The sequence below is a fragment of the Vibrio sp. 1557 genome (assembly GCF_033340175.1).
GTDB lineage: Bacteria > Pseudomonadota > Gammaproteobacteria > Enterobacterales > Vibrionaceae > Vibrio > Vibrio alginolyticus.
This window is the reverse complement of record NZ_JAWOVZ010000009.1, coordinates 1-16,656: the sequence shown is the minus strand read 5'-3', so window position 1 is coordinate 16,656 and position 16,656 is coordinate 1. Positions and strand designations below refer to the sequence as shown.

The window sequence follows — 16,656 nt, the reverse complement described above, 5'->3', positions numbered from 1 at the left end:
ACGTGTCATAGGGACGATGACTATTTTCATCGTCTTATGGTTTGGCGCGCGTAAAATTTTGTTCCGCTTGTTATAAAACAACTAGGTATTACGATGGATATCCTTGCGAACTACGGCACTGTCCTGATTATTGTTGCAGCGATTTTTGGTTTCATGATGGCGATTGGTATTGGCGCGAACGACGTTGCTAATGCGATGGGTACATCTGTAGGTTCAAAAGCGCTAACTGTAAAACAAGCTATCATCATTGCGATGATCTTCGAATTTGCAGGTGCTTACCTTGCAGGCGGTGAAGTAACCGACACTATCCGTAAAGGTGTAATCGAAACTTCTTTATTTGCTAGTCAACCAGATGTTCTTGTCTACGGAATGATGTCTGCGCTTTTGGCAGCAGGTACATGGCTGCTTCTTGCTTCTTACATGGGCTGGCCAGTATCAACGACTCACTCAATCATCGGTGCAATCATTGGTTTTGCATGCGTATCAGTAGGTACTGAAGCGGTTGACTGGGGCAGCGTTCAAGGCATTGTTGGTAGCTGGATTATTACGCCAGTGATTTCAGGTTTCTTTGCTTACGTTATCTTTGTCAGCGCACAACGCCTGATTTTTGATACAGAGAACCCTCTGTTTAATGCGAAACGTTTTGTACCTGTTTACATGTTCATCACAACAATGGTGATTGCACTTGTAACCATCAAAAAAGGTCTAAAACACGTTGGTCTTCACCTGACCAATGGTGAAGCCTGGATGTGGGCAGCAGCAGTTTCAGCACTTGTGATGATTGGCGGCTACGTATACATCCAGAAAAAATTCGCTAATCGCGAAGAAGACCGCAGCTTTTCTGGCGTGGAAGGTATCTTCAGCGTTCTGATGGTTATCACCGCTTGTGCGATGGCATTTGCACACGGTTCAAACGACGTTGCAAACGCCATTGGTCCGCTGTCTGCTGTCGTATCGACTGTTGAACACATGGGCGAAATCAGCACGAAAAGCACCATCGCTTGGTGGATTCTACCTCTTGGTGGTATTGGTATCGTGGTCGGTCTTGCAACACTAGGTCACAAAGTAATGGCAACTGTTGGTACAGGCATCACTGAGCTAACGCCTAGCCGCGGTTTTGCAGCACAGCTAGCAACAGCATGTACAGTAGTTCTAGCGTCTGGTACAGGCCTGCCAATTTCAACCACTCAAACATTGGTTGGTGCGGTTCTCGGTGTTGGCTTTGCTCGTGGTATCGCAGCACTGAACCTAGGCGTAGTTCGTAACATCGTGGCATCATGGATCGTTACACTACCAGCGGGTGCGTTATTGGCCGTAGTATTCTTCTACGGACTTCAAGCGATGTTCGCTTAAGACACTCGTCAATAGAATGTAAGCGCTTTGTCATTATTGACTCAAACGCACAGAAAGGGAGGCTTTGCCTCCCTTCTTTGTTGCACCGAGGTTTGAAACTGCATACTATTCGTCTATTTCCGGCTCCAATCATTCGGTGCCAACGCTGTCTCCAAGAAAAATCGTTAAGGGATTTACTGTGAAAAAACTAATCATCACGGTTTTGTTTACTTTGCTAGCAGCGCCAGCGGCCCTAGCAGCAGACCGTTATATTTCTGATGACCTCTTCACTTTTATGCACTCAGGTCCAAATAACACCTACCGTATTATTGGTAGTGTTAACGCCGGTTCTAAAGTACAACTGATTAAAACCAACCGAGATACTGGCTATACGCAAGTTCGTGATGACCGTGGTCGCACTGGTTGGGTACAAAGCAAGTTTGTGACAAACCAAGAGAGCATGGCAATTCGCCTTCCTCGCATTGAGAAAGAGCTAGCCGAAGTAAAAGAGCAGCTTGCTAATGCTCGTCAAACTTCTGATGCAGAGAAAGCCGGTCTTGTTACCTCTCTCGAAACACGTAACCAACAAATTTCAGATCTAGAAAATAAATACTCTGAGATCAGCGATCAGCTTACTTCTGTTGAAACAGAAAACCGCGAGCTACGCGCAAAACTGGATACACAAAAAGATGACATGCTGCTTAAGTACTTCACTTATGGCGGCGGTGTTGCAGGTTTAGGTTTACTATTTGGTTTGATTCTTCCGCATGTCATGCCTCGTAGAAAGCGCTCTCCTGCGGGTTGGGCATAAACCCTTACGCTTTTATCTTTAAAAAGAACGCAAAAGCCAGTCGATATTGACTGGCTTTTTAGTTTGCTTCGTTTGATAGAAGTGAGTACTACTCCCCCATTGAACTAGAGGCTCGACGACGATCCGTTGCGCCATAAAGCTTGCCATCTTTTAGCTCAATTGCATTCAAACCGCTTACCACTGGAATAACGTGCACTGGGTAGCCAAGCTCCATAAACTCAGGCACCAGCATTTCTGCGAACGTTTTCTTTTCCACCAGCAAGCCAGTCGGGTCATAAGGCTTAGTGCGGTCTATTTTGGTGCCGTACTGAATGTTTGGTAAGTCAATAGCCTCTTGCGCTGATAAGTTCCAATCCAGCACCCCAACCACGGTTTTGAGTACATACCCCGGGATTTGTGAACTACCTGGTGACCCAACCACCAAACGCAAATTATCATCACTGTCCATCACCATTAATGGCGTAATAGCCGAACGTGGACGCTTGCCCGCTTCAATTGAGTTTTGTGTAGGTTTGCCGTTAACCGTTGGCAGAGGTGAGAAGTTAGCCATCTGCGCATTCAAGATAACGCCATCGACCATCACACCCGAGCCCATACCCGTTCCTACCGTGCTGGTCATCGCAATTGCATTTCCATCTCTATCGACGATAGAAATATGCCCTGTATCTTTGCTCTCGAAGCCTTGATATTGCGCATACTGAGTTTGCGTTATCTGTCCTGCTTTTGGATCCTCTTTTAAAGTGCCATTATCAGGGATTAAATCACGTCTCTGATCTAGATAGGCTTTAGACAATAACTGTTCAACTGGCGCTTCCACATAATCCGGATCTCCGGCATACGCAATACGATCGGCTTTTGCTATTCGCATCGCTTCAGTCATGAGACGCCAAGGTTCCACATCCGTTTTCGCCATATGGGCAATGTCATAGGGTGCGAGCAGTTCAAGACTCTGAGCGACCATCACACCGCCCGAAGCTGGGTAACCAAAAGAGACGATTTTATTCCCACGGTAGTCGCTCTCAATGATGTCACGCTGCTTCACTTGGTAATGTTTAAAATCTTCTAAAGACAACTTCTCGTGTTGGTCGTCAATACGACTATTAACCGTCTCTACGATGTGCTGACCAAGCTCACCACCATAAAGGTAACGATCGCCTTGTTGCGCGATCTTCCTCAGCGTCTCAGCCATCTTAGGGTTCTTCATCAAGGTTCCCGTCGGCTTAATATCGTCCCCTTGCCAATACAAGGCTTTCACTTCCGGATCTTGCTCAAGTCGGCTTTGCTCTCTTACTACGATGTCGTAGGTGTAGCTGTTCATCGCGTACCCATTGCTCGCCAATGTAATCGCCGGCTTAATCAGCTCTGCCCATGGCAACTTGCCGTATTGTTCATGAGTGGTGTAAAGCAACCGCAATGTGCCCGGAACCGCAACAGAACGAGGGCCTAATATTTCGTTGCGACTGAGTACTTCCCCATTCTCAACAAACATTTCAGGGTTCGCGCTAGAGGGCGCTTCATCTCGACCATCAAGGGCCAGAAATTTTTTCTCGTCATGTTGATAAAACAGCGCGAAAGTCCCGCCGCCAATTCCGGTCATATCTGGCTCAACGACAGACATCACCATCTGCATCGCGACCATGGCATCAACAGCGTTACCGCCTTCTTTCAATATTGAGTAACCGGTACTGCTCACGTAAGGATTCGTCGCACTGACCATGAAATCTTGCCCGCGACTATCTGGTGTAACTGGGAATGGGTCTGGCTTTGCTGCATAGCTTGTCGATGCAACAATGCTTAAAGAAAAAATCAGAATACGCATGTGTCTCTGTTTAGACTCCTATTATGTGATGGGGTCTAACGTGGACCAAGTCATTACTCCGAAGTTCGTGAAAATGGTGTCTTTTTACACAACGCTGACTGGAATCGCGCTATCAATAGATGAATGATATTGGTGCTATTTAAACGACTGAGAAAAGCTATATTTTGCTTGTTTGAGTATCTAAAAATCATCACCAGAATAGATGCAAAAGATGCTCTGAAAAATAAAAAGCCAGCGATATGATTTCGCTGGCTTGATGTGTTTCTACAAGAGTTAGCCTTTCCACTCATACAACGCTGGTATACGAATTTGCTCACCTTGGAACTCAACAATCACAGCTTGCGGTTGTATTTCTCTTAGAGTGACCTGATCATCAACGACATCCCCTTGATGATACTCAACATTGTTAATTTTCACCCAACGGCGATTTTCATCACTAGCGTACATATGGGTTTGCAAATTAAGCGCAGGTAGACGCCCTTGCCACTGGTGAGCGTTGCGCTCTAAATCGTTCACGCGTGCCGTTTGTGATGAAGAGTTGTCATCATCTCGGGATAAGGCATTTTCGACCTTCCTAGCTAAATCAGGAGATAATGAGGATAAATCCAGATCATCCAAAGACAACCCGAGGTCCTCTTCAGCAGGAGAAGTCGTTTGGGTTGATGCTGAGTTGCGTGTTTCATCTCTGCTTGGTGTATGGCTCGTGTATTCATCGGGGGTGGTAAATGTACCAAAATCACGCGATAGCTCTGCACTTGGCCACTCTCTTGGCAATTGGGCCAACTGGGTGTTCTCTGGATAGTCTAATACTTTGAAAGGTGATACCACTTCGACCTTTTCTATCGGGGACGTTGTATCTACTTCAACACTCGGTGCAAAGAGATCTAAGTACCAAGCGACTCCAATAGCAGAAGCAGTGATTGGCAGCAAGAACAGACCTATATGTTTCACAGCTGACATTATGCGTCCTCCTTCTCTATTCTCGCCAGTTGAGGCGCATCTGGCTGAACATTTTGCTGAAGTCGGTCTAGCGTTCGCTTACCTGCAATACCATCGACACCAATTCCTTGCCAGCGTTGAAATAACTCGACTCGCTCTTTCATCGCACCATCAAAAATAGACGTTTCAAGCAGTGGCTCACTCACCGCTTCTGCTAATAATCGGTCTAATACTTCAATCGCAGGGCCTTCCATGTCTAAACGTAATGTTTCATTCAGCGGAGCATGCCACAGTTCGATAATATTGCCCTGCCACAACGGCTTTAACCATGAAATTGGCAGACGGAGACGCTGCTTACCATTGAGCACTTCAGCTTGGTCATTACCGACGGCATATAGAATGACATACCCAACATCACCTTGATAATTCAACTCCAAGATCACAGGGCGATTTTGTTGCATCAACAGCGGCCAAGTCGCCATTTTACGCTCACAACGCATAGTCGACTGCGGTTCTGACAAACAAAGGTTATCGCGAACCGATGCTTGATACCCCCACAAACGATACAAATCATTTACAGCGAGGTTCGACTGTTTTTGTGTTAACAATAAAGCACGCTGCTCATCCGTTAACTGTTGGCTGACGACGGTTGGTGTTGGCTCTACTCTTGGCTCCGTCACTTGTGTCAACACTGACGTCGCTTGAGCTGGCATATAATTCACGACCGCCCACCCCGTACTTAATGCAGCAATAAGGCCTACCGTGACAGAGCCCCAAGCAGGCCAACGGAAAGTCCGGCGCTCTTTTTTATCTTGCTGATAAATATCTGCCTGAAACTGCATCACCTCTTCACAGGCCTGCTGAACGGTTTGCTTATCCACCACCACATTACCCTGGTGATAACTAATGTTGAGGGATTTGTCACAGATAAGGTTGATGAGCCGCGGTATACCGTGACTGTATTTGGCTATAAGTTTACAAGAAGCACGATTAAACAGTTGCTGGTCGCCACCTGCTGTATGTAGTCGAAATGCGATGTAATCTTCTGTCTCTTTTTCATCCAACGGCAACAGGTGATAACGCCCGGTAATACGCTGGGCAAGTTGGCGTAGTTGTGTTGTTTGTAATAACCGCTGCAATTCAGGCTGCCCGACCAACAACACTTTGAGCAATTTTCTGGTATCGGTTTCCAAGTTGGTCAACAAGCGCAACTGCTCTAGAACGTCGGCGGCAAGGTGTTGAGCCTCATCAATGACCAGCAATGTCTGCCAGCCTGAACGATAATTACGCAGCAAATATTGATGGATAACCTGGTTTAGCTGTTTGAGGTTTGCATCTGGCGGATAGGTGATTTTGAACTCATCGCAAATGGCTTCGAGCAAGTCTCTACTCGAAAACGTGGGATTGAGAATAAGACCCGCTTTGGTGTTATCACCCAAATTCGCCAGCATCGCTTTTGCGACGGTCGTTTTGCCTGTACCTACTTCGCCAGTAAGCATAGCAAAGCCACCGCCATCGCCTAGCCCAGCTTGGAGATGTGTGATTGCCTCTTTGTGACGTTGGCTTAAATACAAATAACGTGAGTTTGGAACAATCGAAAATGGTTGTTCGACAAACCCAAAAAAGTCCTTATACATTAGGCTCTCCAGCTAAAAAACCACCTGGGAATAGTCAGACATGGTATAAACGCTCTTCTTCTATTCTTAGGAGTAAAGAAAAGTACCATTGCTTGCTACAATGTCCAACGGCATATCCATAAATTAAGAGGTAATTCGTGCAAGTTTATTTAGTAGGTGGCGCAGTTCGAGATAAATTGCTCGGAATTGATAGTTATGACAACGACTGGGTGGTCGTAGGCGCGACGCCCGAGATGATGCTGTCCCAAGGATACACCGCCGTTGGTAAAGACTTTCCTGTATTTCTGCATCCCAAAAGTAAAGAAGAATATGCCCTTGCACGAACAGAGAGAAAGTCAGGTTCTGGTTACACTGGTTTTGAATGTTTCTTCGATCAAAACGTCACCTTAGAAGAAGATTTGATACGTCGTGATTTAACCATTAACGCGATGGCAATGGAGAGTGATGGCACGATCCATGACCCATATGGTGGCCAGCAAGATCTCAACGATAAACTGCTACGCCATGTATCAGACGCCTTTATTGAAGACCCTCTACGCGTTTTACGTGTCGCTCGCTTCGCAGCGAAGCTTGCTGATCTAAACTTTACGGTTGCCGACGAAACCATGCGGTTAATGCGTCACATGGCAGAGTCCGGAGAGCTGAGCACACTGACTCCCGAGCGTGTTTGGCAAGAATGGCATAAATCTCTCTCTACTCCTCGCCCTGATATTTTCTTATCGGTTCTACGAGACTGTGGTGCATTAACCGTGGTGTTACCTGAAATTGATGCACTATTTGGCGTACCTCAACCTGAGAAGTGGCATCCAGAAATCGATACTGGCATCCATACTTTGATGGTGGCAGAGCAAGCCGCAAAATTGAGTAACTCACTCCCCGTCAGGTTTGCCGCCCAAGTGCATGACTTGGGTAAGGGCGTGACGCCAGAGAGCGAATGGCCAAGCCACAAAATGCATTGCCATACAGGATTAAAACTGATCAAAAAGCTGTGCGAACGTGTCCGGGTACCAAATGAGTTTCGTGATTTAGCCTTGATGGTGTGCGAACAGCACTCCAATATTCATCGCGCGGCTGAACTTAAACCACAAACCATAATTAAAATACTCAATAAACTTGATGTGTGGCGTAAGTCCGAACGTCTGCAAGATATCTTGCTTTGCTGCCAAGCGGATCACGCTGGTCGTAAAGGACTGGAAACGCAACCATATCCACAGGCGGATATTTTTAGGCAAGCCTACCAAGCAGCAGCGGCAGTTGACGTTCAAGCCATTATCAAAGAGGGCTTTAAAGGCCCTGCGATTCGTGACGAGCAAGAAAAACGACGTATTGAAGCAGTGAAAGCAGCACTTAAGAAGTAACGAACAAACAAAAACGCCCGCGCATTTCGCGGGCGTTTTTCGTTAACATCAATTATGCACTTAATAGAAAAGCGAACAAACCGACGCCCAAAATGAGACGGTAAATCACAAACGGTGTCATGCCCATTCGTGAAATCATCTTCAAGAAGAAGTGGATACAGATGTACGCACTGATAAACGATGTGATAATGCCAGTCATTAAGAAACCAACATGGACAGGTTCACCACTGGTCACTAACTTCATGCCTAAGTAGCTACCAGCTAATGTAATGATTGGGATCGACATTAAAAACGAAAATCGGGCAGCCGCTTCTCGAGTAAAGCCAAGGTAAAGCGCTGCTGTGATGGTCGCCCCTGAACGTGAAGTTCCAGGAATCATCGCTAAGGCTTGAGCAATACCGATAAATACAGCTTTCTTCCAACCCGTTTGGTATTCATCGGCAACGAGTTTAGCGTTTTTGTCTACCCACCATAGCAACAGGCCAAATACGATCGTAGTAGTCGCGATGACGTAAGCGCTACGTAGATACACTTCAATGATGTCTTTCATCAATAAGCCGAACACACAAGCTGGAATCGTCGCAATCACGATCATCCAAGCCAATTTAGCTTCTTTACTGCGATCTCCTTTAAAGATCGAAGCAAATAACGCTTGAAACAAAGTGATTACTTCATGACGAAAATAGATCACGACAGCCATTAATGTACCGACGTGAACAGCAACATCAAAGGCCAGACCTTGATCTTCCCATCCTAAAATAGCGGAAGGCAGGATCAAATGGGCAGAGCTTGAGATAGGCAAAAACTCTGTCAGCCCCTGAATCAGAGCCAAAATAAAGGCTTCAAAATAACTCATGTAAACAACTCAAATTAAAAATGAAAGGAAACGGGTTTGAGCGAATCGACTGGCTGCATAGCATGCCAAATGTCTGCGACTGTGCGTCCATCGCCTGGGATCACTAATTGCGGTTCGAGATCATACAGCGGCTTTGTGACAAAAGGATATTTGTAGATATCACTGCGAGGTAGCTCAGGTTTTTTCTTGGAGACGCGCTCACCGAACAACACTATATCGAGATCCAGTGTTCGATCCTGATACTTTTGCGCGTTTTCTTCGCGTCCCCACTTAAATTCAATCTCGCGTAGTTGATGGCTCAACTCTTCTAATGACAACTCGGTACGCATTGCAACGACAAAGTTGTAGAAATTCTTGCTGCTAAAACCAATAGGTTCGCATTCATATATCGGTGATACGAGGAGATTTTCTCCAAGCCGTTGCAGCTCCTGATACGCAGCAAGCACATGTTGCTCTCTTTCTACGTTCGTCCCAACACCGATATAAGTGGTGATCATGCTCGTCCTCGCTCAATCACCACACCAACAGCACGTGCTTGCGGCACGGCGCCAGGCTTCGCTAGGCGGATTTTCACCCAAGGCACAGAGAAACGCTGCATGATAAGCTCTGCTACTTCTTCAGCCACGCGCTCGACCAGTAAGAAACGACCATTTTCAATGTGGTTAAGTACCGCCTCACTCACCTGCGAATAATCCAGTGCATCTTGCACATCATCACTTTTGCCCGCAGGTTTATTATCGTGTGCCATTTCAATATCTAGAACCAACTTTTGTTTGATTTGTTGTTCCCAGTCGTACACGCCAATGGTGGTGATTACTTCTAACTGTTCAATAAAAACTTTATCCAGAGCCATCTTATGTCCTTCTATTACAGAGGTCGGATACCCGTGAGGGGTAATTTGATCGTAGTATTCTATACCTAAGTAACATTTACTTTGGTCATCACAATGTTACTTAGGTATAAACTGCGAAAGCATCTTTATATACAAGAAATCACATAATGCAAGCTCTATCACAGTGAGGATTTCTGCATTATGTAAATTCGGGGTATGATAGCAACTACGCGGGAACCGAGCATTAAATTCCAATCCATCAAGGACTTCTATGGACGCACTGGCACTGATAATGACAATGGCCGCCTATTTATTAGGTTCGGTTTCCAGTGCGGTTTTGATCTGTCGACTCTTAAAACTGCCAGACCCACGCAGTGTGGGATCTAACAATCCTGGAGCAACGAACGTATTGCGTATTGGCGGACGAGGAGCCGCTGTTTCAGTCTTGTTGTGCGATATGCTCAAAGGCACTATCCCCGTGTGGGGCGGATACTTTCTTGGTATCGACCCTATCATTCTTGGCGTCATCGCCATTGCAGCCTGTCTTGGCCACATGTACCCCATCTTTTTCCACTTTAAAGGCGGAAAAGGTGTCGCAACCGCGCTTGGCGCTATCGCTCCGATTGGTTTGGACTTAACAGGATTGGTAATGTTAACTTGGCTGTCAGTAGCCGCGCTATTCCGCTATTCATCCTTAGCGGCTCTCGTCACGGTTTTGGTCACTCCGTTTTATACTTGGATGTTTAAACCGCAATACACGTTACCTGTTGCTATGCTGTGCTGCTTAATCGTATTTAAGCATCATCAAAATATTCGTCGGCTTTTGTCTGGCGACGAGCCAAAAATCGGCGAGAAAAAACTGACACAAAAAAACTCGGCTTAATACCGAGTTTTTCGTTTAAAGAAGGATGTATTGGTTATGCATGAACTCGATTCAGGAAGTTCAACAACATCTGGTTGACGAACTCAGGTTGCTCTAAACAACTGATATGTCCCGCTTGGGGAATCTCCACCAACTCACTGCCTGTGATACAGTCTTTCATTAAATAAGATTCAAAAACTGGACGTGGTTTATCTTCACAGCCCACTGCAATTAACGTCGGCAGAGCAAATTTTTCCGAATCCTCAATCACATCACGGCGACCAAACACCATGCGCCCTATGCGAGCTACTTCCACCGCACGCTCACCGTTCAGCTCTTCTAAACTGCGTTTGAATGAAGCGACAAGTTTAGGGTTATCCTGATTGACGTTGTTGGCAAAGAACAGCGGCACAACGGCTTCAATAATTGGCGCAGGCACTGCTTGGACTTGGCTGATGGTATCAAGCATTGCAAAATACTTTTTATACGTAACTTCTGGCTCCCAGCCAATGAAGGTATCCATCAATACCAGTGACTTAACACGTTGCGGCGCTTGAGCCGTTAGCTCTGCTCCCCACATGCCGCCAACAGATAAGCCCACTATCGAGAACTCTTCAATATCTAAATGATCCATCAATGCCAACATCTGTTGTGCATAGTCGGCCAATGACTGTGTCGATGCAGGTGCAGCGTCCGATTCACCATGTGCCCAAAGATCTGGCACAATACAACGGAATGACTGGCTTAAAACCTCAACTTGCGGCGCCCACATTTGGCTATCCCAAAGGTAACTATGACCAAATAGAAGCACAGGGCCCTCACCTTTATCTAGATAAGCAAGTTGCTGACCTTCAATTTCAAACTTATTCATTGTTATATCCATTTCTTATTCTTCCACGTCATCCTAGCACTGAAACAATAGCGAACTGCTCGCATCAGTCAGAATGTAAAACGAGGCGGTTCATTGAATAATTAAAAATAAAGGCCTCTGAGGAGCAGAGACCTTTATTACACAGAACCGGTTTCAAACCTACCGCATAAATTTGACTAAGCGACAGGTGTTAGTTGATCAATTGGCCAACGTGGACGAGCCTCTACTGACATATCAGCCACTTCGCCATTCTTCAAGCGCTGCATGCCTGCGTAAGCGATCATCGCACCGTTATCTGTACAGAACTCAGTACGTGGGTAGTAAACTTCGCCACCAACTTTCTTCGCTAACTTCTCTAACTCAGCTCGCAAACGACGGTTAGCACTCACACCACCAGCAATAACAATACGTTTCATGCCTGTTTGCTCAAGCGCGCGCTTACATTTAATAGCCAACGTAGCACACACAGCTTCTTCAAATGCTAATGCGATGTCCGCGCGAGTTTGCTCGTCATCACCGTTTGCAGCAATCGTGTTAGCCGTAAAGGTTTTTAGACCAGAGAAACTCATGTCCAAACCTGGCACATTCGTCATTGGGCGCGGGAACTTAAAGCGGCCCGGTGTACCTTTTTCCGCCAGTTTAGATAATAGTGGACCGCCTGGGTAATCCAAACCCATTAGCTTCGCTGTTTTATCAAACGCTTCGCCCGCCGCATCATCAATCGACTCACCTAGAATTTTGTACTCACCGATGCCTCTCACCTCCACCATCATAGAGTGACCGCCCGATACTAATACCGCCACAAACGGGAACGGTGGAGGGTTATCTTCCAACATTGGGGCCAATAGGTGACCTTCCATATGATGAACAGGTACCGCTGGCACTCCCCAAGCATAAGCAATACTGCGACCGATAGTCGCACCCACTAATAGCGCCCCAACAAGACCAGGCCCCGCGGTATACGCGACACCATCGATGTCTTTTGAAGTTAAGTTCGCTTCTTTTAGTGCCTCTTTAATAAGAGGAATGGTTTTCTTTACGTGGTCACGTGAAGCCAACTCAGGCACCACACCGCCGTAATCTGCGTGCAGTTTTACTTGGCTGTATAGCTTGTGTGACAAGAGACCGTTTTCATCGTCATAAATTGCGATGCCAGTCTCGTCACAAGAGGTTTCAATACCAATAATGCGCATGGTTTTCTCAGTATGCTTTCTGTATAGAGGAAATTTGGGCGTCATATTACCTCGCCTTGGTGCTGCAAACAAATTTTGTACAGACAATAATCGACAAAAGGCTTTACAAAGTAGTTGTGATCGGATTAAAATTCCGCACCATTTTTGATCAAGCTGGTAAGAGACCTAACAATTGTGATTTGGTCTGTTGAATACCAGCGTTAACGAATAACCCCTGAGGTGAAAGGCATATGCCAGTAGTTAAAGTACGTGAAAACGAACCGTTCGACGTTGCTCTACGTCGTTTTAAGCGCTCTTGCGAAAAAGCAGGTATCCTTTCTGAAGTGCGTCGTCGTGAGCACTACGAAAAACCAACTACAGTTCGCAAACGCGCTAAAGCAGCAGCTCAAAAGCGTCACGCTAAGAAGCTAGCTCGCGAAAACGCTCGTCGCGTTCGCCTGTACTAATAACTGAGCTCCAAAAGGAATTTAGTTATGGCTCTGATTGATCAACTCAAAGAAGAGCAAAAATTAGCGATGAAAGCCAAGGACAAATTGCGCCTTGGTACTATTCGTTTAGCCCTATCAGCAATCAAGCAACGTGAAGTTGACGAACAGATTACTCTGAACGATGACGACATTCTTGCAGTATTGACCAAGATGGTTAAACAACGTCGCGATTCTGTAGCGCAGTTTGAAGCAGCGGGTCGTCAAGATCTTGCTGATGCGGAACAAGCAGAAATTACCGTTCTTGAGGACTTTATGCCTCAACCACTGACAGACGAAGAAGTCGCGGCTCTCATCGAGAACGCGATTGCTGAATCTGGCGCAGCTGGCATGCAAGACATGGGCAAAGTAATGGGCGTTCTGAAACCGCAAATTCAAGGGCGTGTAGATATGGGTAAAGTAAGCGGTTTAGTTCGCGCTAAATTGGCTTAAGGTACCCCACCCAATTGCAGCAAGCCGTGCTATCCTTTGGAGCGCACGGCTTGTTTGTATCTGGATGGATGGAATGAAATCAATGGGCAATACGCTCATTCTTTTAAGGCATTCACTCCACTCATCATCTTCTTTTTTTGTTAGGTTTTATGGCTGGACACATCCCTCGCAGTTTTATCGATGACCTTCTAGCTCGACTTGATATTGTCGATATCATCGACGCACGTGTGAAACTTAAGAAAAAAGGCAAAAACTACGGCGCATGCTGCCCGTTCCACAACGAAAAGACACCCTCATTCAGTGTCAGTCAAGAAAAGCAGTTCTACCATTGTTTTGGTTGTGGCGCGCATGGAAATGCCATCGATTTTTTGATGGAATTCGACCGACTAGAATTCGTCGAAGCCATTGAAGAACTCGCTTCATACTTGGGTTTAGATGTTCCTCGCGAACAACGTAGCGGCGGTAATGGTTCGTTTCAATCAGGCCCACAAGCAAGCAGCAGTGAAAAACGTAACCTATACGACTTAATGGGCAGCATTGCTCAATTTTATCGTAACCAACTCAAACAGCCAGCAAGTAAGGTGGCGATTGAGTATCTAAAAGATCGCGGCCTGTCTGGTGAAATCGTCCAGAAGTTTGGCATCGGCTATGTGGCTGATGAATGGGATTTAGTTCGTAAGAACTTTGGCCAGAATAAAGAAAACCAAGACATGCTCGTCACTGGCGGCATGTTGATTGAAAACGATAAAGGCAACCGCTACGACCGATTCCGTGGTCGAGTGATGTTTCCTATTCGAGACAGACGCGGTCGAGTAATAGGCTTTGGTGGTCGAGTATTAGGTGATGGGACACCAAAATATCTCAACTCACCCGAAACCCCGATATTTCATAAAGGTAAAGAGTTGTATGGCCTATATGAAGTACTACAAGCGTATCGTGAGCCACCACAAATTTTAGTGGTTGAAGGCTATATGGATGTTGTCGCGCTTGCTCAATATGGCGTAGATTATTCCGTTGCCTCATTGGGAACCTCGACAACGGGCGATCACTTGCAGGTGTTATTCAGGCAAACAAGCACCGTCGTGTGTTGTTATGACGGTGACCGCGCAGGCCGTGAAGCCGCGTGGCGTGCCATGGAAAATGCATTGCCTTACCTAACGGATGGTCGCCAGTTAAAATTCATGTTTTTGCCGGACGGAGAAGATCCCGACTCTTATATCCGACAAAACGGAAAACAAGCATTTGAGCAGCAAGTGTCTAATGCGATGCCCTTGTCTGAATTCATGTTCAGCTCATTGACTCAGCAGGTCGATATGAGCACGAAAGAAGGCATGGCAAAACTGAGTACTCTTGCGGTTCCTCTCATTGATAAAGTCCCTGGCGGCACTTTAAGACTATACTTGAGAGAATTGCTTGGCCGCCGTTTGGGTTTGGTTGATGAACGCCAACTACAGCAGCTAATTTCAAAACAAGGTAAAGAGGATAAAAGGCCTCAACCTCATAAAGAAATCAAGCGAACGCCGATGCGAGAAGTGATCGCGTTACTGATTCAAAACCCACAATACGTAAGTATGGTGCCAGATCTAACTAGCGTTAGAGATTTGCCCATTCCTGGTCTAAGTTTATTTGTTGATGTACTTGATAAATGCCAAGCGCATCCCCATATCAACACAGGCCAATTATTAGAGCATTGGCGAAACAGCCAAAATGAGACCCTTCTGTCTCGTCTCGCGAGTTGGGACATTCCACTCGATGAGGACAACCAAGAAGAAATCTTTTTAGACTCACTGGATAAAATTATTGCCCAGTGCGTAGAAAAACAAATTGAAAACCTGCAGGCCAAAGCAAGAAGTGTCGGTTTATCAGCCGAAGAGAAAAGGGAGCTGCTAGCACTTATGCTAGATTTAAAAGCGTAACCCTGTTTAATTAGTCAGCAACGATTTAATTTGTTATAGTAAGTGGTTTGCATTTCGCATACTGATTCCTTCACCAGATTACGAAGTTGGATACCGTCTATGGATCACAATCCGCAGTCACAGCTAAAGTCACTTGTTATTAAAGGCAAGGAACAAGGCTATCTGACCTACGCCGAAGTAAATGACCACCTACCTGCTGAAATCGTAGATTCAGAACAGGTAGAAGACATCATTCAGATGATCAACGACATGGGCATTAAGGTAGTAGAAACTGCTCCTGATGCTGATGATTTAGCACTGAACGATGACACAAATATTACCGATGAAGATGCAGCCGAAGCTGCAGCCGCTGCACTTTCTAGCGTAGAGAGTGAGATTGGTCGTACAACAGACCCAGTACGTATGTACATGCGTGAGATGGGTACTGTCGAACTTCTAACTCGCGAAGGCGAAATCGACATCGCAAAACGTATTGAAGAAGGTATTAACCAAGTTCAATCGTCTGTTGCTGAATACCCAGGCACAATTCCGTACATTCTTGAGCAATTTGACAAAGTTCAAGCTGAAGAACTACGTCTTACAGACCTAATTTCAGGTTTTGTAGATCCAGATGCTGACGACACCGCTGCACCAACGGCAACACACATCGGTTCTGAACTGACTGAATCTCAGTTAGAAGAAGAAGACGATGAAGACGTTGATGACGACGAAGATAGCGATGACGATTCAGATGATTCTGAAGAAGATGTAGGTATCGATCCAGAATTAGCGCTAGAGAAATTCAACCAACTACGCAGCACCTATCAAAATCTTCAATTAGCAATCAACGAGTACGGCTATAACAGCCCGAAAGCAACCGTTGCTAATGAAATGATGCTAGACGTATTCCGCGAGTTTCGTCTAACGCCTAAACAGTTTGATCACCTAGTGAATGAACTGCGTACTGCTATGGATCGCGTTCGTACACAAGAGCGTCTGATCATGAAGTCAGTGGTTGAATACGGCAAAATGCCGAAGAAATCATTCATCGCGCTGTTCACTGGTAATGAATCAAGTGAAGCTTGGCTGGATGAAGTTCTTGCTTCAGACAAGCCATACGCTGAAAAGATCAAACGTAACGAAGAAGAAATCCGTCGTTCAATCGCTAAGCTAAAAATGATTGAAGAAGAGACTTCTCTAAACGTACAGAACATTAAAGACATCAGCCGTCGTATGTCTATCGGTGAAGCAAAAGCTCGCCGTGCGAAGAAAGAGATGGTTGAAGCGAACTTGCGTCTTGTAATTTCTATCGCGAAGAAATACACCAACCGTGG

16 protein-coding genes are annotated in these 16,656 nt (G+C 45.8%); 8 read left to right on the top strand and 8 right to left on the bottom strand.

Annotated elements, in window-relative coordinates:
• The first annotated feature begins 93 nt into the window (after positions 1-93).
• Together R7070_RS12660 and R7070_RS12655 are read left to right on the top strand one after the other, a co-directional pair.
• Complete coding sequence (locus R7070_RS12660) at positions 94-1,353, top strand: inorganic phosphate transporter (protein WP_005379898.1); 1,260 nt, start codon at positions 94-96, stop codon at positions 1,351-1,353.
• Between the two features lie 178 nt (positions 1,354-1,531).
• Positions 1,532-2,143: a TIGR04211 family SH3 domain-containing protein gene (locus R7070_RS12655; protein ID WP_005379900.1), complete on the top strand. Its 612-nt coding sequence runs from the start codon at positions 1,532-1,534 to the stop codon at positions 2,141-2,143.
• Positions 2,144-2,231: 88 nt separating this feature from the next.
• Here R7070_RS12655 and ggt read toward each other — a convergent pair whose 3' ends face one another.
• The 3 genes from ggt to R7070_RS12640 form a co-directional block, all read right to left on the bottom strand.
• Positions 2,232-3,962, bottom strand: coding sequence for a gamma-glutamyltransferase (gene ggt, locus R7070_RS12650; RefSeq protein WP_085569661.1), 1,731 nt, complete (start codon positions 3,960-3,962; stop codon positions 2,232-2,234).
• A gap of 273 nt (positions 3,963-4,235) precedes the next feature.
• Positions 4,236-4,922, bottom strand: a complete 687-nt coding sequence (locus tag R7070_RS12645; protein WP_017820253.1) for a general secretion pathway protein GspB — start codon at positions 4,920-4,922, stop codon at positions 4,236-4,238.
• Positions 4,922-6,538, bottom strand: coding sequence for an ExeA family protein (locus tag R7070_RS12640; RefSeq protein ID WP_017820254.1), 1,617 nt, complete (start codon positions 6,536-6,538; stop codon positions 4,922-4,924). The genes R7070_RS12645 and R7070_RS12640 overlap by 1 nt, the downstream gene beginning before the upstream one ends.
• Before the next feature lie 137 nt (positions 6,539-6,675).
• Here R7070_RS12640 and R7070_RS12635 point away from each other — a divergent pair, with 137 nt between their 5' ends.
• Entirely contained in the window at positions 6,676-7,896 is a 1,221-nt protein-coding gene (locus R7070_RS12635; RefSeq protein ID WP_005379907.1) for a multifunctional CCA addition/repair protein, read from the top strand.
• A gap of 52 nt (positions 7,897-7,948) precedes the next feature.
• Here R7070_RS12635 and R7070_RS12630 read toward each other — a convergent pair whose 3' ends face one another.
• From R7070_RS12630 to folB, 3 genes are read right to left on the bottom strand one after another with little or no spacing between them, the layout of a single operon-like run.
• Positions 7,949-8,752 (bottom strand): undecaprenyl-diphosphate phosphatase, encoded by an 804-nt coding sequence (locus R7070_RS12630; protein ID WP_017820255.1) that lies wholly within the window; start codon positions 8,750-8,752, stop codon positions 7,949-7,951.
• A gap of 14 nt (positions 8,753-8,766) precedes the next feature.
• Positions 8,767-9,249 (bottom strand): 2-amino-4-hydroxy-6-hydroxymethyldihydropteridine diphosphokinase, encoded by a 483-nt coding sequence (gene folK / locus R7070_RS12625; protein ID WP_005387457.1) that lies wholly within the window; start codon positions 9,247-9,249, stop codon positions 8,767-8,769.
• A complete protein-coding gene (gene folB / locus R7070_RS12620) occupies positions 9,246-9,605 on the bottom strand; it encodes a bifunctional dihydroneopterin aldolase/7,8-dihydroneopterin epimerase (RefSeq protein ID WP_005387458.1) in 360 nt (119 codons plus the stop codon). Before folB ends, folK begins: the two co-directional genes overlap by 4 nt.
• Positions 9,606-9,855: 250 nt before the next feature.
• Here folB and plsY point away from each other — a divergent pair, with 250 nt between their 5' ends.
• Positions 9,856-10,467, top strand: coding sequence for a glycerol-3-phosphate 1-O-acyltransferase PlsY (gene plsY / locus R7070_RS12615; protein WP_005379857.1), 612 nt, complete (start codon positions 9,856-9,858; stop codon positions 10,465-10,467).
• A gap of 34 nt (positions 10,468-10,501) precedes the next feature.
• On the opposite strand, the gene R7070_RS12610 is transcribed toward plsY, so the two are convergent.
• Together R7070_RS12610 and tsaD are read right to left on the bottom strand one after the other, a co-directional pair.
• Positions 10,502-11,317, bottom strand: coding sequence for an alpha/beta fold hydrolase (locus tag R7070_RS12610; RefSeq protein WP_213906560.1), 816 nt, complete (start codon positions 11,315-11,317; stop codon positions 10,502-10,504).
• A gap of 176 nt (positions 11,318-11,493) precedes the next feature.
• Positions 11,494-12,510: a tRNA (adenosine(37)-N6)-threonylcarbamoyltransferase complex transferase subunit TsaD gene (gene tsaD, locus R7070_RS12605; RefSeq protein ID WP_005379854.1), complete on the bottom strand. Its 1,017-nt coding sequence runs from the start codon at positions 12,508-12,510 to the stop codon at positions 11,494-11,496.
• Positions 12,511-12,740: 230 nt separating this feature from the next.
• Here tsaD and rpsU point away from each other — a divergent pair, with 230 nt between their 5' ends.
• The 4 genes from rpsU to R7070_RS12585 form a co-directional block, all read left to right on the top strand.
• Entirely contained in the window at positions 12,741-12,956 is a 216-nt protein-coding gene (gene rpsU / locus R7070_RS12600; protein ID WP_001145625.1) for a 30S ribosomal protein S21, read from the top strand.
• A 27-nt stretch (positions 12,957-12,983) separates the two neighbouring features.
• The gene (locus R7070_RS12595) at positions 12,984-13,427 is read left to right on the top strand and encodes a GatB/YqeY domain-containing protein (protein WP_256900291.1); all 444 of its coding nucleotides are present in this window, start codon (positions 12,984-12,986) and stop codon (positions 13,425-13,427) included.
• Positions 13,428-13,576: 149 nt separating this feature from the next.
• Positions 13,577-15,343 carry a DNA primase gene (dnaG, locus tag R7070_RS12590; RefSeq protein WP_005379719.1) on the top strand — a complete coding sequence of 589 codons (1,767 nt, stop codon included), beginning with the start codon at positions 13,577-13,579 and terminating at the stop codon, positions 15,341-15,343.
• 99 nt (positions 15,344-15,442) lie between these two features.
• The coding region (locus R7070_RS12585; RefSeq protein WP_318141226.1) for an RNA polymerase sigma factor region1.1 domain-containing protein at positions 15,443-16,656 on the top strand (1,214 nt) is incomplete at its 3' end.

Excerpts from the sequence above, each read along its gene's own strand:
- R7070_RS12660 (WP_005379898.1), top strand. The coding sequence starts at position 94 with ATGGATATCCTTGCGAACTACGGCACTGTCCTGATTATTGTTGCAGCG.
- ggt (WP_085569661.1), bottom strand. The coding sequence starts at position 3,962 with ATGCGTATTCTGATTTTTTCTTTAAGCATTGTTGCATCGACAAGCTAT.
- R7070_RS12645 (WP_017820253.1), bottom strand. The coding sequence starts at position 4,922 with ATGTCAGCTGTGAAACATATAGGTCTGTTCTTGCTGCCAATCACTGCT.
- R7070_RS12640 (WP_017820254.1), bottom strand. The coding sequence starts at position 6,538 with ATGTATAAGGACTTTTTTGGGTTTGTCGAACAACCATTTTCGATTGTT.
- R7070_RS12630 (WP_017820255.1), bottom strand. The coding sequence starts at position 8,752 with ATGAGTTATTTTGAAGCCTTTATTTTGGCTCTGATTCAGGGGCTGACA.
- folK (WP_005387457.1), bottom strand. The coding sequence starts at position 9,249 with ATGATCACCACTTATATCGGTGTTGGGACGAACGTAGAAAGAGAGCAA.
- folB (WP_005387458.1), bottom strand. The coding sequence starts at position 9,605 with ATGGCTCTGGATAAAGTTTTTATTGAACAGTTAGAAGTAATCACCACC.
- plsY (WP_005379857.1), top strand. The coding sequence starts at position 9,856 with ATGGACGCACTGGCACTGATAATGACAATGGCCGCCTATTTATTAGGT.
- R7070_RS12610 (WP_213906560.1), bottom strand. The coding sequence starts at position 11,317 with ATGAATAAGTTTGAAATTGAAGGTCAGCAACTTGCTTATCTAGATAAA.
- tsaD (WP_005379854.1), bottom strand. The coding sequence starts at position 12,510 with ATGCGCATTATTGGTATTGAAACCTCTTGTGACGAGACTGGCATCGCA.
- rpsU (WP_001145625.1), top strand. The coding sequence starts at position 12,741 with ATGCCAGTAGTTAAAGTACGTGAAAACGAACCGTTCGACGTTGCTCTA.
- R7070_RS12595 (WP_256900291.1), top strand. The coding sequence starts at position 12,984 with ATGGCTCTGATTGATCAACTCAAAGAAGAGCAAAAATTAGCGATGAAA.
- dnaG (WP_005379719.1), top strand. The coding sequence starts at position 13,577 with ATGGCTGGACACATCCCTCGCAGTTTTATCGATGACCTTCTAGCTCGA.